Source organism: Rhizobium sp. AN73, assembly GCF_030757975.1.
Lineage (GTDB): Bacteria > Pseudomonadota > Alphaproteobacteria > Rhizobiales > Rhizobiaceae > Agrobacterium > Agrobacterium arsenijevicii.
Genome location: NZ_JARWME010000001.1, coordinates 1676967 through 1697579 on the forward strand (window position 1 = coordinate 1676967; position 20613 = coordinate 1697579).

A 20613-nucleotide genomic window follows, 5' to 3' on the forward strand; every position below is an offset into this window, starting at 1 on the left:
ACGATTGTTCAAAAGGACATGTGGTGAAAACTTGTGCTCAGGTAACTGATGCACAAGGAACGTTCCACCGATGCAGCAACATCCGCTGGTCGCGATTTTGAACAGGCTCGGCGCTTTCGTGCTGGTCATGATCGCCCTGTCCATCATGATTTTCGCGTTGGCCCGTGTGGTGCCGGGAGATCCCGCCCGCATGGCGCTGGGGCCGGCGGCAACGCAGGAACAGGTGGATGCGCTGCGCGGCGAGATGGGTCTCGATAAGCCGCTAGCCGTTCAATATCTCGACTATATCGGCAATGCGCTTCACGGCGATCTCGGCTTCTCGCTGGTGTCCCAGCGTCCCGTCACCACCGATCTGGCGCAGACTGTTCCCGCCACCGTCGAGCTGGTGTTGGTCTCGGTCATCTTCATGTTCGCCGTCGCCATCCCGCTCGGCGTCATCACCGCGCATTATCGCGACCGGCCGCTGGACCATATCGGCCGTATCCTGTCGCTCACCGGGGTGACGATCCCGAGTTTTCTCTTCGCCATCACGCTGCAATTGCTGGCCGCCCGGTTTCTTTCCGGCTGGCCGATCATCGGCAGGCTTGACCACGGGCTTGGCTGGCAGGGTGGCCCGACGGGCTTCCTCCTGATCGACGGCACGCTTGCCGGACGGTTCGATGTGGTGCTGGATGCGCTGAAACACCTTGCGCTGCCGGCCTTTGCGCTCTCCATGGCCGGCATCGGCCAGATCACCCGCATCACGCGTTCCTCGATGATCGAGAACCAGCGCAAGGACCATGTGCTCACCCTGCAAAGCTTCGGCGTGCCGGAGCGGGTCATCATCTTCCGTTATCTCCTGAAGCTCTCTTCCATCGCGCCGCTGACGATCATGGGGCTCGAATTCGCCTCGCTGATCGGCAATGCCTTCGTGATCGAAATGGTCTTTGCTTGGGGCGGCTTCGCCTCCTACGGGCTGAATTCCATCCTGCAAAAAGACCTCAATGCCGTGACCGCCGTGGTGCTGGTGGCCGGCCTGTTCTTCATCGTTGCGAACCTGATCGTGGATGTCCTGATCTCGATCATCGACCCGCGCCTGCGCCGCAAGGAGGCTCGCTGATGGCTGATATGAAAATGCTCGAACCCACCGATCGCGGTTTAAGCGCCGGTTACATGATGTGGTACCGTTTCAGCCGCAACCCGGCGGCGGTCATCGGCTCGCTGATCCTCCTGTCGGTGCTGGTGCTGGCGGTCTTCGCGCCATGGCTCACGCCTTATCCGAAACATATCGGCGCGGTCGTCGATTTCCGTGCGCGCCACATGCCGCCGGATCTGGAGCACTGGTTCGGCACCGACAAGGCCGGCCGCGATATCTTTTCCCGCACCATCTTTGGGCTCCGCGTCTCGCTGCTTCTCGTCATCGGCGTGCTCGGTATCTCGGTTCCCGTCGGCACGGTGCTCGGCCTGATCGCCGGTTATTTCGGCGGCTGGACTGAAAAACTCATCAGCGGCCTGACGAATGTGATGCTGGCCATGCCGCCGCTCGTCATGGCGCTGGCGGTCTCCAACCTCCTGGAACCGACGCTGACGAATGCCATGATCGCGATCACCCTTCTGTGGTGGACCTGGCATGCGCGGCTGATCTATTCGGTGTCGAAGTCCATCGCATCAGAGGACTATATCGAGGCGGCGCGCCTTGCCGGTGCCGGCCCGCTGCACATTCTCTTTCGCGAAATCCTGCCTAATTGCGTCTCGGTCATATCGGTCAAGACGACGCTGGATGCGGCATTCGTCATCCTCTTCGGCGCGACGCTGAGCTTCCTCGGTTTCGGCGTCAAACCGCCGACCCCCGACCTTGGATCGATGGTTGCCGACGGGCGCCAGTTCATGCCGGATTTCTGGTGGGAAGTGCTCTGCCCCGGTGCGGCCGTGCTTTATGTGACGCTGGGTTTCAATCTGCTGGGCGACGGCCTGCGTGACATGTTCGACGTGGAAAGCTAAGCCATGACTGAACCGCTTCTCAAAGTCGAAAACCTCAATGTCACCTTCACCAATTATGGCCGCACACGCCAGGTGTTGCGCGATGTCGCCTTCACGGTCGCCGCCGGCGAGCGCGTGGCGCTGATCGGCGAAACCGGATCGGGTAAATCCGTCACCGCCAAGGCGATCATCGGCACTTTGCCGAAGAATGCCACTATTGCCTCCGGCGCCATCGTCATCGATGGCCGGGATGTGCTTGCCATGCCGCGAAGGGAGCGCGAGGCGCTGAAGGGAACGGCGTTTTCGCTGATCATGCAGGACCCGCTGTCTTCCTTCAATCCGGTCTTCAAGATCGGCACGCATCTCGATGATGTTATGCGCTTTGCCGACAAACGCGATGGCATCAGCTCGTCCAAGGCCGAGCGCCGCACCCGCATTGCGGCGGTTCTGCGCCGGGTGCAGCTTGCTGATACCGAGCGGGTGATGAATGCCTATCCGTCCGAGCTTTCGGGCGGCATGCGCCAGCGTGTGCTGATTGGGCTTGCGCTGCTGCACCAGCCAAAGCTCTTGATCGCCGATGAGCCGGGCACGGCGCTCGACGTGACGACGCAGGATGAAATCCTCAACCTTATCAACCAGCTGGTTGCCGAAGAAAACATGGCGCTGCTGATGATAACCCACAATCTAGGCGTCGTGCGCAAGGTGGCGGATCGGGTCGTGGTCATGCATCACGGTGATATCGTTGAGACCGGCCCTTGCACGCAAATCCTGCATTCTCCCGCTGCGGATTACACGCGTTCGCTGCTGGATGCGGTGCCGCCGCTCTATGGCTCACGTGTCACGGATCTCGCGCAAAGCACGCGGCAGCCCATCATCACCATCGAAGGCCTGAACAAGATTTACGGCAGACGCAACGGCTACCATGCCGTGCGCGACGTGAACCTGACGCTGAAGCAAGGCGAGGTTTTCGGTCTTGCCGGAGAATCCGGTTCCGGCAAGACCTCGGTCGCCCGCATGATCATGGGCCTTTCGCATCCCACGTCTGGCAATCTTGTCATCGACGCCCCGGCGCCAGAGCGCGGCAAACGGCTGACGCAGATCGTTTATCAAAATCCGGGCACTTCCCTCAATCCGAAGCGCACCGTCAGGCAGACGCTGACCCTGCCGCTGAAATCCATCGGCATGGACGGCCAGGCGCGGGAAAACCGGATGCAGGAACTGTTGGGGTTGGTGCGGCTGCCGCAATCCTATCTCGGCAAATATCCGCATGAGCTTTCCGGCGGACAGAAGCAGCGCGTGGCGATTGCCCGTGCACTCGCTGCAGAGCCGAAAATCCTCATTCTCGACGAGCCGACTGCGGCACTCGATGTTTCGGTGCAGAAGACGGTGATCGACCTTCTCCTGCAGCTGCGCGAGGAGCTTGGCCTGACCTATCTGATGATCTCGCACGACCTGTCGCTGATGCGCAATTTCTGCTCGCGCATCGCCATCATGCTGCGCGGTGAGATCGTCGAGGAAGGGGTGACGTCTGCGGTTTTTGCCCAGCCGGAGCATCCCTATACCCGCGCGCTGATCGCGGCGATCCCCGTCGTCACCGACGAGGAAGAACGTCTGAAACCCACCGTGACTGAGGAAGAGCGCATGCGCTTCCTCGTAAAAACGACCGATTGATAAAAGAGGAGCCTGACGTGTATCGCGTTGGAATTGACGTCGGCGGCACAAATACCGATGCCGTTGTGTTACAGGATAAAACCGTTCTGGCGGGGGTTAAGGCCTCCACCACCGAGGATGTGACGTCCGGTGTCATCGAAGCCCTTGAAAAGGTGATCGAGGCGTCGGGCATCGACAGGGCACGCATCGGCGCCGTGATGATCGGCACCACGCATTTCACCAATGCGGTGATCGAGCGGCGGCATATGGACGAGGTCGCCGCCATCCGTCTCGGCCTGCCTTCCGGCGCCGGCCTGCCGCCTATGGTCGACTGGCCGGATGATCTCCGGGAAATCGTCGGCAACCACGGTTATCAGGTGCGCGGCGGTTACGAATTCGACGGCCGCGAAATTTCGCCGCTCGATGAGGACGAGATCGTCCGTATCGCCGCCGATATCCGCGCCAAGGGCCTGAAGGCCGCTGCCGTCACCTGCGTTTTCAGCGGCATCAACGATGCGATGGAGCTGCGGGCGAAGGAAATCCTGCAGGAACGCTGCCCCGGCCTGCCGGTGGTGATGTCCAAGGATATTGGCCGGCATGGTCTGCTCGCCCGCGAGAGTGCTGCGATCATGAATGCCAGCCTTCTGTCGCTTGCGGACCGCACCGTCGCCGCTTTCGGTGAGGCGCTGAAGGCAGCGGGCATAACCTGCCCGTTCTACATCACCCAGAACGACGGCACGCTGATGGCGGCGGATGTGGTGCGCGGCTTCCCCGTGCTCACCTTCGCCTCCGGTCCGACCAATTCCATGCGCGGTGCGGCCTTCCTCACCGGCCTCAAGGATGCCGTGGTGGTGGATGTCGGCGGCACTACCTCCGATGTCGGCTCGCTGTCGCACGGCTTCCCCCGCCAGGCTTCCACGACGGTGGATATTGGCGGCGTGCGCACCAATTTCCGCATGCCGGATGTGTTCTCGATCGGTCTTGGTGGCGGCTCACTGGTGGTCAATGGCGACCACGGCCTGACCGTCGGCCCGAAATCCGTCGGTTACCGTGTCCGCCGTGAGGCACTCTGCTTCGGCGGCACGACCCTGACCGCAACCGATATCGCGGTCGCATCCGGCAAGGCGGATGTGGGCGAGAAGGCGCTGGTTTCCACTCTCGACAGGCGGCTGGTGGATGCCGCAGTCAAAAAGATCAACGACATGCTCGAGTCCTGTGTGGAGCGCAGCCGCATTTCGTCATCGCCGGTGCCTGTCATCGCCGTTGGCGGCGGTTCGATCCTCATGCCGGATCGTATCGGTGACCTGGAGGTCATCCGGCCCGAGAATTTCGCGGTGGCGAATGCCGTCGGCGCGGCGATCGCGCAGATCAGCGGCGAGACCGATCGCGTCTTCTCGCTGGTCGAGGGGCGAACGCGCGAGAGCGCGCTGGCCGAGGCCGAGGCTGAGGCACGCGAGAAGGCGATCGACGCCGGCGCACTGGCCGAGACGCTGGAAGTCATCGAGCGCGAGGATATGCCGCTTGCATACCTGCCGGGCAATGCCACCCGCATTCATGTGAAAGTTGTTGGAGAAATGGGGGCCAATCATGGCTGAGACGCGCAAGCTGAAATATGACGAAGCGGCATTGCGCACGCTGACGCGGGAAGATCTCGACGCGCTGGAAATCGGTGCGGGCATTCTCGGCACGGGCGGCGGCGGCAATCCCTATCTGGGCAAGCTGCTTGCACTGGAAGCCATGAAGGCCGGTTACGAGATGAAGATCCTTGCAACCGACGCCATCGAGCCGGACGCGCTTTGCATGTCCATCGGCGGCATCGGCGCGCCCGTGGTCGGCGTGGAGCGCATCCGCGAAGGCCGTGAAGGCCTGCGCTGCCTGCGCGCCATGGAAGAGCTGATCCGCACGCCAGTAGACGCGATCGTCTGCGAGGAAATCGGCGGCTCGAACTCCATGAACCCGCTGGTGACAGCGGCGCTTGGTGGCCTGCCGATCCTCGATTGCGACGGCATGGGCCGAGCTTTCCCAGAGATGCAGATGACGACCTTCTCCATCTACGGCCACAGTTCGACGCCATCGGTGATGTGCGACCTGCACGGCAATGCCGTGATCTTCAGCCACGCCGTTTCCGAAGTCTGGCACGAGCGCATGGCGCGCGCCTGCGTCGTCTCGCAGGGCGGCGGCGCGATGCTGGCGACCGCGCCGATGCAGGCGCATTACGTGCACCAGTATGGCATTCCGAAAACCTACACCAAGGCGATTGCCATCGGTGAGGCGGTGATCCGCGCCCGCAAGCAGCAGGACGACCCGATTGCCGCGGTCTGTGCACTGGAAGGCGGAAAGCGCATCTTCAACGGCAAGATCACCGATCTGAAGCGCCATCTGCGCGGCGGTTTCGCGGTCGGCGATCTCACGCTGTCCGGCTTTGATGATTGCGCGGGCCAGACGGCGGGCGTCGCCATCCAGAACGAGTTCCTGCTGTTTACCCGTGACGGCAAGGTGGAAGTGACGGTTCCCGACCTGATCGTCCTGCTCGATGTCGACACCGGTTATCCGATCACCACCGAAGTCCTGCGCTACGGCCAGCGCGTGGCCGTCATCGCCATCCCCTGCCACGATCTGCTGCGCAGCGCCCGTGCGCTTGAGGTCGTCGGGCCGGCCGCGTTCGGTTATCCGGACATTCCTTTCTCACCGCTGCCCGTCCCGGTCAGCAAGGCTGCCTAACCATAAGCGGGGCAAATGACCCGCAATAAAGAGGAGAACGAAAAATGAAAATGCCAGGACTTTCTTCCCGCCTTGCCGTGCTTGCGCTCGGCACGGCAATCGCGTTGCCGCTTGTTCCTTCCGCTGCTTTTGCGGAAGACAAGGTGTCGGTCGCGGTCAATACCATGCAGATATTCAGCTCGCTCGACCCGGCGAAGGTGACCGACTATACCGGCTACATGGCCATCGTGAACATGTATGACGGCCTGACGACGGTGAACGCCAAGGGCGAAATCGTGCCGCATCTGGCAAAGTCCTGGGATATTTCTGAAGACGGCCTGACCTATACCTTCCATCTCCGCGACGACGCAAAGTTCCAGGATGGCACGGCCGTGAAGGCTGCCGATCTTGCCTGGTCCGTGCAGCGCCTGCTCGGCATCAACAAGGGCCCGTCGAACCTCATCGTCGGCGTGCTGAAGCCCGAAAACGTCACCGCGCCTGACGATGCGACGCTCGTCATGAAGATCGAGCGCCAATTTTCGCCCTTCATGGCCGCCACGCCGCTGATGATGGCGCTCAACAAGACGCTGATCGAAACCAATGCCAAGCCCGAAGACAAATGGGGCGAGGCCTATGTCGGCGAACATTCCGCCGGTTCCGGCGCCTACAAGCTCGTCAGCTACAACCGTTCTGCCGATATGGTCATCGCCCGCAATGCGGACTATTTCCTTGGCTGGACCAAGGGCAAGCCGATTGACGAAGTGCGCTTCGTTCAGACGAGCGACGACGCCACCGTCAAGGCGCTTGCGGAAAAGGGTGAACTTGGCCTTTCCTCGCACGGTCTTGGCAACGACACCTATGAATCCATCGGCCGGATGAAGGGTTACAAGCTGATCCAGACCCGCACCGCCGGCGGTTTCGTCATCAAGCTGAACACCAAGGTTTACCCGACCGACGACGTTCACGTTCGCCGCGCCATTGCCTATGCAACGGATTACAAGACGATCCAGGAAGTGATTTATCCCGGTTTCGACATGCAGGGACCGCTCTCCGACGCTTTCAAGGACGCGCATAACGGCGACATCCAGCCCGGCGTCTACGATCTGGAAAAGGCGAAGGAAGAACTGGCGAAGTCTAAATATGCCGGCCAGAAGATCACGCTCGTCAACAGCTATGTCGCTTCGCTGGCCTTCGAGGCGGAAGTGGCGCTGCTTCTACAGTCCAGCCTCGAGCAGATCGGCATCACGCTCGATATCAAGCCGGAGCCGTGGAACCGCATCGTGGAGCTTTCCTCCAAGCCCGATACAACGCCCGCATCGACGCAGGTGAATATCTCGCCCACCTATCCGTCGCCGGATGCGATGTTCTACAACCAGTACCACTCCAAGGCCTCCGGCACCTGGATGTCGATGGAATGGCTGCAGAACGCGGAAATCGACGGGCTGATCGACAAGGTTCGCGCCACGACCGATGTCAACGAACAGAACGCCACCTACAAGGAACTGCAAACGAAGATCGCCGATCTTCAGCCGGATGTCTGGGCGGTTGCGCCCAACCGCCGTTATGCGGCGAACAAGTGCCTTCAGGGTTACGAGTTCATTCCCATGCAGAGCTGGGACCTGAACTTCTCCAACTTCCATTGGGACTGCAAGGCGGAGTGATTTCCGCCTCATGAAAACCGGTCCCGCCTGAGGGCGGGGCCGATGAGACTTGGAACGACAAAGGGAAGGAGCATCGCTTGCGCCGGAACGGCTGCGGCATGCCCGAGGATGACGCATGATCCAGGAATTTTCCGAAGACGATATCGAACCTCTTGCCACAGGTGCCTGGATTCTGGGAACCGGCGGCGGAGGCAATCCCTATATCTCGACGCTCAATCTGCGCCGTCTTTATGCCGAGGGCAAACGAGTGAAGGTCATGGACCCGATGGCGCTTGCTGATGACGACATGGTCGCCGTCGTCTCCAAGATGGGAGCGCCGCTCGTTGGTCAGGAGCGGTTGGGAGACCCCGTTCATCTCGCCCGTGCTGTCGAGGTGATGGAGGATTATCTCGGTAAGCCGTTCCGGGCGATCATGAGCGTTGAGATCGGCGGTTCTAACGCGCTGTCGTCTTTCCTCGCCGCCGCCATGCTCGACCGGCCGGTCGTCAATGCGGATGCGATGGGACGCGCCTATCCCGAAGCGCAGATGACGTCCTTCGCCATCGGCAATCTGCCGATGTTTCCGCTGTCGCTGGTCGATGTGCGCGACAATGAGGTGATCGTAACGCGCGCTGCCTCCTGGAAGTGGATGGAGCGCATCTCGCGCAAGGTCTGCACCGAAGTCGGCTCCACCGCCGCCACCTGCAAGGCGCCGCGCACCGGCAAGGAAGTGAAGGAATGGGGCATTCATTACACCGTCACCAAGGCGACCGAACTCGGGCGCGCGGTGATGGAGGCGCGTGCGCGCCATGATGACCCGGTTCAAGCGGTTCTCAACCATGAGGGCGGCAAGCAGCTGTTCCGCGGCAAGGTGGTGGATGTCGCCCGCGAGACCACCGGCGGCTTCCTGCGCGGCAGCACCACTATTGAAGGTATCGATGCCGACAGGGGCTCGCGCCTGGAGCTTGCCTTCCAGAATGAATGGGCGGTCGCTTTCCGCGATGGCCAGCCGGTTGCCATGACGCCGGACCTGCTTTGCCTTCTCGATACCGTTTCGGGCAGCGCCATCGGCACAGAATCGGTGCGGTATGGCCAGCGTGTCACGGTTGTCGCCCTGCCGGCGCCGGAACTTTTGACGACGCCTGCAGGCATCGCCGCCGTCGGCCCGCGCGCCTTCGGTTATGACATTGACTTTAAATCGGTATTCCCATGAAACGCATCGGTATTGACGTTGGCGGCACCAATACGGATGCCGTTTTGATCGATGGAGACACCATCGTCGCCTCCATCAAGGTTCCAACTACGCAGGATGTCCTGTCCGGCGTGAAGGCGGCATTGAGCTATGTGGTGGGCCATGTCGGTGCGGCGGATCGCTCGATCGACGCGGTTATGATCGGCACGACGCATTTCACCAATGCGGTCGTGGAGCGCGCCCGGCTGGAGCGGGTTGCGGCCATCCGCATCGCGCTACCAACCGGTTCTTCGCTGCCGCCCATGTGCGACTGGCCGAAGGATTTGCACGATGCCGTTGATCCGCTGATCTTCATGGTTCATGGCGGCCATGAATATGATGGCAGTCCGCTGGTGCCGATGATCCCGGATGAAATCCGTGAAGCGGCGATGAAAATCCGCGATGCGGGCATCACCTCCATCGCCATTTCCGCAACCTTCTCGCCGCTGACCACGGAATGCGAGGTAAGGGCGGCGGAGATCGTCCGTTCGGTCATTCCCGACGCGCGCATCACGCTCTCCCACACGCTCGGCCGCATCGGGCTTCTGGAGCGCGAGAACGTCGCACTTCTGAATGCCGCCCTTCAGACATTGGGCAAGACCACGGTACAGGCATTTTCCGATGCGCTACGGGAGGCTGGCGTGAAAGCGCCGTTCTATCTGACTCAGAACGACGGAACCGTGGCGCTTGCGGATGTGGCTGCCACAAACCCCGTGCACAGCTTCGCTTCCGGCCCGACCAATTCGATGCGTGGTGCTGCCTTCCTCACCGGGCTTTCCGATGCCATGGTGGTGGATGTCGGCGGCACCACCTCCGATATTGGTTGCCTCGTCGGCGGGTTCCCGCGTGAGGCGAACAATATCGTCCATATTGGTGGAGTGCGCACCCTGTTCCGCATGCCCGACCTTCTGCCGATCGCACTTGGCGGCGGCACGATTGTCGACCCGCAGACCGGTAAGATCGGCCCGCGTTCGGTGGGATATCGTATCCTCACGGAAGCCCGCGTTTTCGGCGGCGAGACACTGACGACATCGGATATCGCCGTTGCCGCAGGCCTGATCGAGATGGGCGACAGGGATCGTGTGAAGGACCTCGATCCGGCATTCGTGCAGGCGACGCTTGGCCGTATCCGCGACATGGTGGCCGACAGTTTCGACCAGATGAAGACTTCTGCGGAAGACGTGCCGCTTATCGCGGTCGGCGGCGGGGCATTCCTGATACCGGAGCGGGTTCCGGGTGCATCCGAGGTGCTGCGGGTGGAAAATGCAGGTGTTGCCAATGCGCTCGGTGCTGCGATGGCGCAGGTTTCCGGCGAGGTGGATCAGGTCTTTTCCGGCTTGAGCCGCGACGAGGCCCTTGCGAAAGCCGAGACCGAAGCGCAGAACGCGGCGGTTGCTTCGGGAGCGGAGCGCGCGAGCCTCAAGACGCTTGAGGTGGAGGATATTCCGATCGCCTATCTGCCTGGCGGCGCTCGCAGGGTCCGCGTGCGTGTTATCGGCGATATCGGCTTTCATTGATGGTAAGAGGCCCTGCCGGCGGCGGGGCAACAGTGGAGTGAGGACATGACGAAGATCGCATTGGCCATTCACGGTGGTTGCGGCGTGATGCCGGAAGACAGCATGACTCCGGAGGAATGGGAGGCGGCGCGCCACGATCTGGCGGCGGCACTGCGCGCCGGTTATGGCGTGCTGAAGGCTGGCGGCACTGCGCTGGAAGCGGTTGAGGCGGCGGTCGTCGTCATGGAGGACAGCCCGCATTTCAATGCCGGGCATGGGGCAGCGCTCAACGAGAACGGCATTCACGAACTCGACGCGTCGATCATGGACGGCAAGACGCTGGCGGCGGGCGCGATCAGTGCCTCCCGCGCCATCCGAAACCCGGTAAAGGCGGCTCGCGCGCTGATGGTGGATGAACGGGCGGTCTATCTCACCGGCGAAGCGGCAGACCGGTTCGCGCAGGAGAAGGGGCTTGCAACGGAGCTTCAGTCCTATTTCACCACGCAAAGGCGTGTCGAGGCGCTGGCGGCCATGAAGGTCCATGCTGCCACTGGCACGGAAGCAACTGAAAACGAAAAGCACGGAACCGTCGGCGCCGTGGCACTCGATGCGGCGGGGCATCTTGCAGCCGCGACGTCGACCGGCGGCTACACCAACAAGCCTGACGGCCGGGTGGGTGACAGCCCGGTGATCGGGGCCGGCACCTATGCCCGTAACGGTGCCTGCGCCGTTTCCGGCACCGGCAAGGGTGAATTTTTCATCCGTTATGTCGTCGGCCATGAGATCGCGTCCCGTGTCGCCTATCTCGGGCAGGATCTGGAAACCGCTGCGGGCAACCTCGTCCACAAGGATCTGGCGCCCTACGATATCGGTGCGGGTCTGGTCGCCATCGATGCCGAAGGTGGCATTGCCGCGCCCTATAATACGCCCGGCATGTTCCGGGGCTGGGTGACCCCATCAGGAGAGGCTTGCGTTGCCACCCACGACAGGGTCTATGAGGTGGAATTGTAACCGGCGACCACGCGGGCCGCATGACGGTGCTAAAAAAACCGGTGACATCAAGGCTCATCGGCGGCAAAACGTCTGAACCGAAACCGGTTCGTTTTTCACCCATGGTGCTGGCCTCATGAACATCAAGCAGCTTGAAGTCCTGCGCACGCTTCTGTCCACCGGCTCGACCATCGCCACGGCCAAAGCGATGGGACTCAGCCAGTCCGGTATCAGCCGGCTTCTGGCGCAGCTTGAGGCGGACCTGTCGCTGACGCTGTTTGCTCGTGACAAGGGACGTTTGATCCCGACGCCGGAGGCAGCACTTCTCGCCCGGGACGCGGAAAATGTGCTGCTCGCCGTCGACCGCATGTCCGGCCACGCCGAAGATCTGCGCAATGGTGCTGCCGGTCCCGAAATTGTCCGCATCGGCCTGCCGAGCAGCATGTGGGAGAATTTCGCGCCCGCCATGCTGATCGACTACGTCAGGGATTTCCCTGGCGTGCGTATCGAGACTTTTTTCGAAACGACCACCGCCATCAACAAGCTGGTTGGCGAGCGGGTGATCGACCTCGGTTTCCTGCGAATGGAAGGCGAGATCGGACCGGGCATCGATGTTGAGCGTGTTGCCACCGGCAAAAGCGTCTGCGTCGTCCGGGAGGATCACCCGCTGGCCGCACTTGCCGAGATTACGGTCAAGGACCTGCGCAACATTCCGCTTATTCTGATCGGCCGGCAGCGGCCCAACCGCATGGCGCTCGATCAGGTTTTCAAGAAGGCAGGCGTCAAGCCGATGGTGAAGATCGAAACGCATACCAACAGTTCCGCATGCGCCTATGTGGCGCACGGGCTGGGGGTTACGATTATCAGCAGTTTCTACGCAGAATCTTTACAGGCACCTTCCCGTTGTCGCCCGGCCGTTTGTCCCGCAGTCAACGCAGGAATTCGGTCTCGCCCGGGCCTCTGGTGCACCGCTGTCCATCGCTGCACAGGCGCTCAGCGACGCCTTGAAGCAGCAGATCCAGCTTTCGCAAAAAATCGACTGAAAACAGGGTTTTTCGCGGGAAATCTCAATGTCCCTGTCAGGATGAAACGTGCCACCATTCTGCATAGATATATGACGTTTATGCATAATATTGCACGTTATTTATCAATCCGTCATAGTCATTCGCAACGAAACCGATAGAGGCGGGAGCACGTTCCCGGCCATCAATCGTGGGGAACCGATGATAAGATTCATACTGAGCCGTCTTTTGATGGCGCTGCCGACGATCGCCTTTGTGTCGATCACGGTCTTTGCGCTCATCCGCTTCATTCCGGGTGATCCGGCCGCCCTGATGCTGGGCGACATGGCGCAACCCGAGCAGATCGAGGCGATGAGAACCGAACTCGGCCTGGACAAATCCATGCCGCAACAATTCCTCATCTGGGCCGGCAACGTGGTGCAGGGTGATTTCGGCCGGTCCATCGTCAACAACGAGGCGGTGTTGCCGCTGGTTGTGTCGCGGTTCCTCGTCAGCGCCGAGATCGTTGTTGTCGCCGTGCTGCTCGCCAGCCTCATTGCGGTTCCTGCGGGTGTGATCGCCGCCTGGAAGCAGAACAGCCTGACCGACCTCGCACTGGTGGGAACGGCGACTCTCTTGCTGTCTATCCCGACATTCTGGTTGGGGCTTCTGCTTCTGTTGTTCTTTGGCCTCAAGCTCGGCTGGTTGCCGGTGCTGGGATATGTCTCGATCGGCGATAATCTCGTCGGCGGTATGCTTTATCTCGTCCTGCCTGTCATGACGCTGGTGATCCACGAAATGGGTGTTCTGATCCGCATGGCGCGCGCCTCCACGCTGGAAGTGCTGCGGTTGGATTACGTCACCCATGCTCGCGCCAAGGGGCTTTCGGAAAGCGCCGTGCTCTGGCGGCACGCCTTCAAGAACGCGTTTGGCCCGACATGGACGATGATCGGTCTCATCCTCGGCAATCTTCTCGGCGGCATTGCCGTCATCGAGACGGTGTTCACCATTCCGGGGCTTGGGCGGCTGATGGTCGACAGTATCTTTGCGCGCGACTACCCCGTCATACAGGGCTGCCTGTTGTTCGTTTCCCTGTCCTACGTGCTGGTCAACCTCTTCGTCGACCTTCTTTATCCCCTCTTCGATCCGCGTGTGGTTGCCGAATGAAAAAGTTCACACTCAACGGGCTTATCGGCGGCGTTCTCATCGGCCTCCTGCTCATCACCGCCATTACCGGCCTGTTCTGGACGCCCTATGATCCGATGAAGCTCGGTTTCGCCTCGCGTCTGGCCGCACCCGGTCCAAGCCATCTTCTCGGCACCGACGAGTTCGGGCGCGATGTTCTCAGCCGCCTGATGGTCGGCGCGCGCGCCAGCGTCTGGATCGGCTTCCTGACGGTCAGCTTCGCGACGATCTGCGGCACCCTGATCGGCCTTGTCAGCGGTTATGCGCGTGGCTGGGTGGATGGCGTCATCATGGCGATCAACAATGCGCTTCTCGCCTTTCCGGGCATTCTCTTGGCGCTCGGTCTTCTCGCGGTCTTCGGTGCCAACCAGTACGGCATCATCTTTGCGCTTGGCATCGCCTATACGCCGTCCATGGCCCGTGTGGTGCGTGGCGCTGTCCTCTCGCTGCGTGAGCGCGAGTTCATCGAGGCATCGATGGTGATGGGCAATGGTGAGATCTACACCATGTTCCGCCACATCTTGCCCAACTGCATAGCGCCGATCACGGTACTCGCCACCTCCATGTTCGGCTGGGCCATCCTCTCGGAAAGCGCGCTGTCTTTCCTCGGCCTCGGCGTGCCGCCGCCGGCCCCCACCTGGGGCAACATGCTGGCCGCCGGCCGGCCCTTCATCCAGCAGGCCGTCTGGCTCGGGCTTTTCCCCGGTCTCTGCATCGCGCTGACGCTGCTCGGCATCAATCTTCTGGGCGATGCCCTGCGCGACAGGCTTGATCCGCGCATGAGAGGTCTCAAATGACGGACAATACTCTTCTTACCGTGCGTGGCCTTTCGCTGGAGGTCGCCAGAACCGGCCACCAAGTGGTCAACAATGTCTCCTTCGATATTGCCGCTGGCGAAATCTTCGGCATCGTCGGCGAAAGCGGATCGGGCAAAACGCTGGCCACCCGCGCGCTCATCTCGCTTCTGCCTCCGGCGATCGCCGTTACCGGCGGATCGGTTATCTACAAGGGAAAGGACGTGATGTCCCTGCCTACAAGGGAACTTCGCAGCCTGCGCGGCGCGGAGATCGGCGTCGTTTTCCAGGAGCCGATGACTTCTCTCAATCCATCGATGACGATCGGTCGGCAGCTGGAAGAAGGCCTGATCCTTCACACGAAACTGTCGCCGGAAGAGCGCCGCGAAAAAATTCTCGACATGCTGAAGCGGGTTGGCATCCGCGATCCCGAAGGCGCGCTTGCGGCCTATCCGCATGAGTTTTCCGGTGGCATGCGCCAGCGCATCATGCTGGCCTCGGTCATGCTTTTGAAACCGGCCTTGCTGATCGCCGACGAACCGACGACGGCGCTCGATGCCGTCATCCAGCGCGATGTCATGGAACTGATGGTCGAGCTGACGCGGGCGGAAGGGACAGCGGTTCTCCTCATCAGCCACGATCTGCCGATGGTGGCGCGTTATACCAGCCGTATCGTCGTCATGGAAAAAGGCGCGATCGTCGAACAGGGCAGAACCGAGGACCTGCTGGACGCACCGCAGCATCCCTATACGAAAAAGCTGCTTTCCTCTCTGCCCTTCCGGGGCGAGCCGCGCGTCGTCGACACTAGCAAAGCACCAATGGTTTCAGCCAGGAACATCGTCGTCGATTATGCCGGACGCAAGTCGCTGCTCAAGAAAGCCAAGCCGAAGCGGGCGCTGCACGGCGTCAGCATCGATATTCACGAAGGTGAAGTTGTGGCGCTGGTCGGTGGTTCCGGTTCTGGCAAGACCACGCTTGGCCGCACCATTGCCGGTCTCGTGCAGGAAAGTGAAGGGCAGATCCAGTTTCAGGGGCGGCAGCGCAACGAGGACTGGAACGACTATCGCCTGAATTGCCAGATGGTATTTCAGGATCCCTATTCCTCGCTCGATCCGCGCATGACCATTCAGGCGCTGGTGGAAGAGGCGTTGCGCCTCGTGCCCGGTCTCGATCAGGCCGCCAAGCGCAAACGGGCGCTGGAGACGCTGGAAGAGGTGGGACTTGGTGCCGACTATGCCACCCGTTACCCGCACGAGCTTTCCGGCGGCCAGCGCCAGCGCGTGGCCATTGCCCGCGCCATTGCCCGTCGTCCCCGTTTCCTGATCGCGGACGAACCGGTTTCCGCGCTTGACGTGACGGTGCGGGCGCAGGTGCTCGAGCTCTTTTCCGATCTGCAGAAACGCTACGGCTTTTCCTGCCTGTTCATCAGCCACGATCTCGGCGTGGTGGAGCAGGTGGCTGATCGTGTGGTCGTCATGCAGGACGGTCGCATCATCGAAGAAGGCGACCGCGACACGATTTTCGACAATCCGAGAGAGGCCTACACACGCCGGCTCCTCTCGGCCATTCCCGCTCTTGACCAGAATGAAAAGGGCGGTGTGACACTCAAATGGCGTCTGGAAGATGAAGTTTAACAGGACGATGACAATGACTGTGGCTGCCCAACTGAATGCGATCTGTGATGCACAGCCTTTCGTGACGCGCTTCATGGTGCGCAACCTGCTGACCGGCGAAGAGATCGGGCGGGGAGAAAACGAGGAGACGCCATCGGGCAGCACCCGTAAGACGTCGATCATGATGGCCGTGCTCAAGGCCGTAAGCGAAGGGCGGATCGATCTCGACCAGCCCGTCACCTACGAAAAGCGGCTGGCGGAAGAAGTGGCGAGCGGCATGTTCCGCTATATGACACCGGGCATCGTCATTTCCCTGCGCGATGCGCTCGCCGGCATGATGGTGCTGAGCGACAACGTCTGCACCAAGATGGTGCTGGAGCGGCTGACGCTGGAGGAAGTGGACGGCTATTGCAAGACGCTCGGCATGGCCAACACGCACCACCGTTTCCTCATTCCGCCGTTGGCGCTGGCGGCCGATCATCCGCTGAAGACCGTCACCACCACCTCGGCGGCGGATCAGGTGCTGTTGCTTCAGGCCATTCTCGACGCCCAGTCCTCACCCGAGGCACAGGCAAAGCTCGGCTGCAGCCCGCAATTGTGCGAGTGGGCGATGCAGACGCTGAAAAACCAGATTTTGCGCTATGGAATCCGCTCCCGCCTGCCTTTCGAGGCGATGGTGGCCAGCAAGAGCGGACGCGGCAAGCGTGGGCGCATGGATGCCGGCATCGTCTACAGAAACGGCGCACCGTCTTTCATCATCACCGCCTATACCGATGAAGTGCCGCAGACCCTGCCGGACGGCACGCCGGGATACACCATCGCGCTCGAAACGATCGGCAGGCTGGCGCAGGCCTGCTGGGACGGATTCCAACAATGACAATCAACAACAACAAAGAGGGTAGAACAGTGAAAAAACTTCTTCTCGCAGGCGCGGCCCTGCTTGTGACCGCCAATATCGCGGCGGCCCGCGATATCACCATCGCGCAAAGCTCCGATCTGCGTAGCAGCAATCCGGGCGTCAACCGCGACGGCAATACGGATGGCGTGATCCTGCACATCGTCGAGGGCCTCGTCGGCTACAATAATAGTGGCGAGGTGAAGCCGCTGCTTGCCGAGAGTTTCGAGGTTTCGCCTGACGGCCTGACCTATACGTTCAAGCTGCGCGCGGATGTGAAATTCCACAATGGCAAGCCGCTCACCGCAGAGGATGTCGTCTGGAACTGGACGCGCTATCTGAAGCCGGAAACCAAATGGGCCTGCCTGAACGATTTTGCCGAGGGCGGGGCCGCGCATGTCACCGGCGTCAAGGCCACAGACGCGTCCACGGTTCAGATCACACTTGAAAAGCCGTCTGCTGTTTTCCTCGGCCTGATGTCACGGCCGGAATGCGGTTATACCGGCATGATCTCGCCGGAATCAGTTGCCGCCGATGGCAGCTTCGTCAAGCCCATCGGCACCGGTCCGTTCCAATGGAGCGAATGGAAGAAAGGCGAATATATCCGCCTCGCGAAATTCGCGGATTATGTTTCGCCGGCAAATGAGGGCAAGCCGGATGGCATGGTCGGCTCCAAGCGTCCGTTGGCCGACGGCATCAAGTTCATGGTCATTCCGGACGCCTCGACCGTGAAGGCCGGTCTTGAATCCGGCGTGCTCGATACGGCCGAGATTTCTCCCGATCTCATCCCGGAGTTCAAGACCAACGAGAAGATGCAGCTCATCGTCTCCCGCAACAATGGCAAGAACCTGTTCTACATCCAGACCCGCGACAAGGTGCTGAGCAACCCCGGCGTGCGCCGCGCCATGGCGATGGCGCTTGATCTAAACGAGTTGGTCGCCGCCGCATCTAACGGCACGGGCGAAGCCAACGGCTCGATGGTCTCGCAGGACTCGGTCTATTTCGATGAGACCCAGAAGAAGCGCCCGGCCTATGACATTGAAGCGGCCAAGAAGGAACTGGCAGCTGCCGGTTACAAGGGCGAGCCGATCTCGATCATCGCCAACAAGCGTGGCAATGTGCCGAGCTTTCCCGCAGCAGTGATGGCGCAGGCCATGATGCAGCAGGCGGGTCTCAACGTGCAGATCGAGGTGCTGGATTATGCCACGCAGGTGGATCGCCGCCGTTCCGGCAACTATCAGGTGATCTCGCAGTCGGTTGCCCCGCGTCTCGATCCGGCCCTGATGTATGCCTTCTACGTGGGCAACAAGGACAAGAACGCCTCCCTGATGTGGGATGATCCGAAGGCAATCGAGTTGATGAAGGCCGCCTATGTCGAGGCCGACCAGACCAAGCGCCAGAAGATTTTCGACGAGTTTCACGAGCTGATGCTGAAGGAGATGCCGGGTATCTTCCTTTACGACATGGTCGATGTCTGGGGTGCGACGAAGAAGCTCAAGGGCCAGCCGGTCTGGCAGTCGAATGCCCGCCTCTGGGAAGTTTCGGTCGACGACTGATCCGCTATCGCCCGTGCCGGCAACGAAGTCCGGCGCGGGTATTTTTCATCATAGACCGTAATGATTTTGGCGGCCCGTCCGCCGAAGCGTTTGCGCACGCCCTTAAAGGGCATGAATGCGAGGACAAGCCATGAACCGTGAAGCCGTGATGTCGATTGCCGCCGAAGTTGAGGCGATGAAGCCGCATTTCACTACCCTGAGCGACAGCATCTGGGATTTTGCCGAACTCAAATTCGAGGAAAGGCAATCCGCCGGAGTTCTGGCAGGCTCGCTTGAGGAAAACGGCTTTGCGGTCCGGCGCGGGGTTGCGGGCATGGACACAGCCTTCATCGGCGAATTCGGCGACGGCCAGCCGGTCATCGCCTTCCTTGGCGAATTCGATGCACTGGCCGGCATGAGCCAAACGGCCGGTGTGGCCGAGGCAAAACCGCTGGACCCCGGTGCGACCGGGCACGGCTGCGGCCACAATCTGCTCGGCGTTGGTTCGCTGATGGCCGCCATCGCTCTCGCCCGGCATCTGAAAACCAACAATCTGCCCGGCACGGTGCGTTATTACGGCTGCCCCGGCGAAGAGGGCGGTTCCGGCAAGACGTTCATGGTGCGTGCGGGTCTGTTCGACGATGTCGATGCGGCTTTGACATGGCATCCCGCGCCCTTCAACGGCGTGCGCTCCACCAATAACCTCGCGGTGCTGGAATATTTCTACCGCTTCAAAGGCGTGGCTGCCCATGCCTCCAACGCCGCCCATCTCGGCCGCTCGGCGCTCGATGCCGTGGAACTGATGAATGTCGGCGTCAATTTCCTGCGGGAACACATGCCGCAGGATTGCCGGGTGCATTATGCGATCACCGATACCGGTGGCAAGGCGGCGAATGTGGTGCAGGCGAAGGCCGAAGTGCTCTATCTGATCCGCGCACCGGAAATACGCCAGGCGCTCGATCTGGCAGCGCGGGTGGACAAGGTCGCGCGCGGCGCGGCCATGATGACCGAAACGGAGGTGGAGATCGTCTTCGATACCGCCTCCACCAATCTCTTGCCCAACATTACGCTTGAAACCGCGATGCATGAGAACATGGTGGCGCTTGGCCCTATCGCGTTCGACGAGGCCGATCAGGCCTTCGCCAAAGTCATTCAGGACACTTTCACCGAAGAGGCGATCAAAAGCAGCATCCGGCTCTATCAGATAAAGGGCGACGTCTTTTCCAATGGGAAGATCGACGGATCTACGCCCCTGCATCTCGGCCTGCGCGATTTCGAGGGCCAGTCGCATTTTCGTGCCGGCTCAACCGATGTCGGTGATGTCAGCTGGACAACGCCGACGGCCCAGTGCTGGACGCCCGCATGGGCGATCGGGACCAACCCGCACACATGGCAGGTGGTGGCGCAGGGCAAAAGCCCGGCCGCCCACAAGGCCATGGCACATGCCGCCAAAACGCTCGCATCGACCGGTCTTTCACTGATGACCTCGCCTGAACTGCTTGCAAGCGCCAAAAAAGAATGGCGGGAGAAAACGGAGGGCAGTGATTATGTCTGCCCCATTCCGGCGGATGTGATGCCCGGTTCTCACCGATAAGGCGCGGCGCGGTTTTCGCGCCCGTTCCACTCCATCTGTCTGTCCGCGAAGCTTTATCACAGACGGCGCAGCGACTTCCGTGAAAGTGCTCAGCAAGAGCATGAGCCGCCTCCGCTCACACCCAAGCGGAGGGGCGACGGACCTCTATTCCTAAAAATCCCCGATCATCACCGCCTTGTGTGCCGCCTCGCGCCCCGGCCGCGAAGAAAGCATTGACGTTCGAACTAAAAATGGAATAAATATATCGAACAACAGAAATTCGGTTTCATTATTCCGTTTTCTGGATGTGAGGAGTTAGCGGCGGGCTCTCGGGTCCGTTTCCGGCTGGGA

Annotated in this window: 15 protein-coding genes and 1 pseudogene; all 16 read left to right on the forward strand. The window is 61.1% G+C overall.

What is annotated here, in order from left to right; genetic code table 11:
* The first annotated feature begins 70 nt into the window (after positions 1-70).
* The 16 genes and pseudogenes from RBH10_RS07550 to RBH10_RS07625 all read left to right on the forward strand — a co-directional run bounded on the left by RBH10_RS07550 (position 71) and on the right by RBH10_RS07625 (position 20283).
* On the forward strand, positions 71-1099 hold the full coding sequence (locus tag RBH10_RS07550) for an ABC transporter permease (protein ID WP_281037581.1): 1029 nt from the start codon (positions 71-73) through the stop codon (positions 1097-1099).
* Positions 1099-1980, forward strand: a complete 882-nt coding sequence (locus RBH10_RS07555) for an ABC transporter permease (RefSeq protein ID WP_006698626.1) — start codon at positions 1099-1101, stop codon at positions 1978-1980. The genes RBH10_RS07550 and RBH10_RS07555 overlap by 1 nt, the downstream gene beginning before the upstream one ends.
* Positions 1981-1983: 3 nt before the next feature.
* The gene (gene nikE / locus RBH10_RS07560; RefSeq protein WP_281037580.1) at positions 1984-3630 is read left to right on the forward strand and encodes an ABC transporter ATP-binding protein; all 1647 of its coding nucleotides are present in this window, start codon (positions 1984-1986) and stop codon (positions 3628-3630) included.
* A 17-nt stretch (positions 3631-3647) separates the two neighbouring features.
* Positions 3648-5204: a hydantoinase/oxoprolinase family protein gene (locus tag RBH10_RS07565; protein WP_281037579.1), complete on the forward strand. Its 1557-nt coding sequence runs from the start codon at positions 3648-3650 to the stop codon at positions 5202-5204.
* Positions 5197-6330 (forward strand): DUF917 domain-containing protein, encoded by a 1134-nt coding sequence (locus RBH10_RS07570; protein ID WP_281037578.1) that lies wholly within the window; start codon positions 5197-5199, stop codon positions 6328-6330. Before RBH10_RS07565 ends, RBH10_RS07570 begins: the two co-directional genes overlap by 8 nt.
* A 44-nt stretch (positions 6331-6374) precedes the next feature.
* Complete coding sequence (locus tag RBH10_RS07575) at positions 6375-7970, forward strand: ABC transporter substrate-binding protein (protein WP_281037577.1); 1596 nt, start codon at positions 6375-6377, stop codon at positions 7968-7970.
* 115 nt (positions 7971-8085) lie between these two features.
* Positions 8086-9162, forward strand: coding sequence for a DUF917 domain-containing protein (locus tag RBH10_RS07580; RefSeq protein WP_281037576.1), 1077 nt, complete (start codon positions 8086-8088; stop codon positions 9160-9162).
* Entirely contained in the window at positions 9159-10697 is a 1539-nt protein-coding gene (locus RBH10_RS07585; RefSeq protein WP_281037575.1) for a hydantoinase/oxoprolinase family protein, read from the forward strand. The genes RBH10_RS07580 and RBH10_RS07585 overlap by 4 nt, the downstream gene beginning before the upstream one ends.
* Positions 10698-10742: 45 nt before the next feature.
* The gene (locus RBH10_RS07590; RefSeq protein ID WP_281037574.1) at positions 10743-11687 is read left to right on the forward strand and encodes an isoaspartyl peptidase/L-asparaginase family protein; all 945 of its coding nucleotides are present in this window, start codon (positions 10743-10745) and stop codon (positions 11685-11687) included.
* A 115-nt stretch (positions 11688-11802) separates the two neighbouring features.
* A pseudogene (locus RBH10_RS07595) lies at positions 11803-12709 on the forward strand (LysR family transcriptional regulator).
* Positions 12710-12889: 180 nt separating this feature from the next.
* Complete coding sequence (locus RBH10_RS07600) at positions 12890-13834, forward strand: ABC transporter permease (protein WP_281037572.1); 945 nt, start codon at positions 12890-12892, stop codon at positions 13832-13834.
* Positions 13831-14649 (forward strand): ABC transporter permease, encoded by an 819-nt coding sequence (locus RBH10_RS07605; protein ID WP_281037571.1) that lies wholly within the window; start codon positions 13831-13833, stop codon positions 14647-14649. The genes RBH10_RS07600 and RBH10_RS07605 overlap by 4 nt, the downstream gene beginning before the upstream one ends.
* Positions 14646-16280 carry an ABC transporter ATP-binding protein gene (locus tag RBH10_RS07610; RefSeq protein ID WP_281037570.1) on the forward strand — a complete coding sequence of 545 codons (1635 nt, stop codon included), beginning with the start codon at positions 14646-14648 and terminating at the stop codon, positions 16278-16280. The genes RBH10_RS07605 and RBH10_RS07610 overlap by 4 nt, the downstream gene beginning before the upstream one ends.
* 13 nt (positions 16281-16293) lie before the next feature.
* Positions 16294-17136, forward strand: a complete 843-nt coding sequence (locus RBH10_RS07615) for a serine hydrolase (protein ID WP_281037569.1) — start codon at positions 16294-16296, stop codon at positions 17134-17136.
* 29 nt (positions 17137-17165) lie between these two features.
* A complete protein-coding gene (locus RBH10_RS07620; RefSeq protein ID WP_281037568.1) occupies positions 17166-18710 on the forward strand; it encodes an ABC transporter substrate-binding protein in 1545 nt (514 codons plus the stop codon).
* A 130-nt stretch (positions 18711-18840) separates the two neighbouring features.
* Positions 18841-20283, forward strand: coding sequence for a M20 family metallopeptidase (locus RBH10_RS07625; RefSeq protein WP_281037567.1), 1443 nt, complete (start codon positions 18841-18843; stop codon positions 20281-20283).
* Positions 20284-20613: the final 330 nt, after the last annotated feature.

Bases quoted from the DNA above. Each gene is read 5' to 3' on its own strand.
- nikE (WP_281037580.1), top strand. From the start codon at position 1,984: ATGACTGAACCGCTTCTCAAAGTCGAAAACCTCAATGTCACCTTCACC.
- RBH10_RS07555 (WP_006698626.1), top strand. From the start codon at position 1,099: ATGGCTGATATGAAAATGCTCGAACCCACCGATCGCGGTTTAAGCGCC.
- RBH10_RS07580 (WP_281037576.1), top strand. From the start codon at position 8,086: ATGATCCAGGAATTTTCCGAAGACGATATCGAACCTCTTGCCACAGGT.
- RBH10_RS07575 (WP_281037577.1), top strand. From the start codon at position 6,375: ATGAAAATGCCAGGACTTTCTTCCCGCCTTGCCGTGCTTGCGCTCGGC.
- RBH10_RS07590 (WP_281037574.1), top strand. From the start codon at position 10,743: ATGACGAAGATCGCATTGGCCATTCACGGTGGTTGCGGCGTGATGCCG.
- RBH10_RS07625 (WP_281037567.1), top strand. From the start codon at position 18,841: ATGAACCGTGAAGCCGTGATGTCGATTGCCGCCGAAGTTGAGGCGATG.
- RBH10_RS07605 (WP_281037571.1), top strand. From the start codon at position 13,831: ATGAAAAAGTTCACACTCAACGGGCTTATCGGCGGCGTTCTCATCGGC.
- RBH10_RS07600 (WP_281037572.1), top strand. From the start codon at position 12,890: ATGATAAGATTCATACTGAGCCGTCTTTTGATGGCGCTGCCGACGATC.
- RBH10_RS07610 (WP_281037570.1), top strand. From the start codon at position 14,646: ATGACGGACAATACTCTTCTTACCGTGCGTGGCCTTTCGCTGGAGGTC.
- RBH10_RS07570 (WP_281037578.1), top strand. From the start codon at position 5,197: ATGGCTGAGACGCGCAAGCTGAAATATGACGAAGCGGCATTGCGCACG.
- RBH10_RS07615 (WP_281037569.1), top strand. From the start codon at position 16,294: ATGACTGTGGCTGCCCAACTGAATGCGATCTGTGATGCACAGCCTTTC.
- RBH10_RS07585 (WP_281037575.1), top strand. From the start codon at position 9,159: ATGAAACGCATCGGTATTGACGTTGGCGGCACCAATACGGATGCCGTT.
- RBH10_RS07550 (WP_281037581.1), top strand. From the start codon at position 71: ATGCAGCAACATCCGCTGGTCGCGATTTTGAACAGGCTCGGCGCTTTC.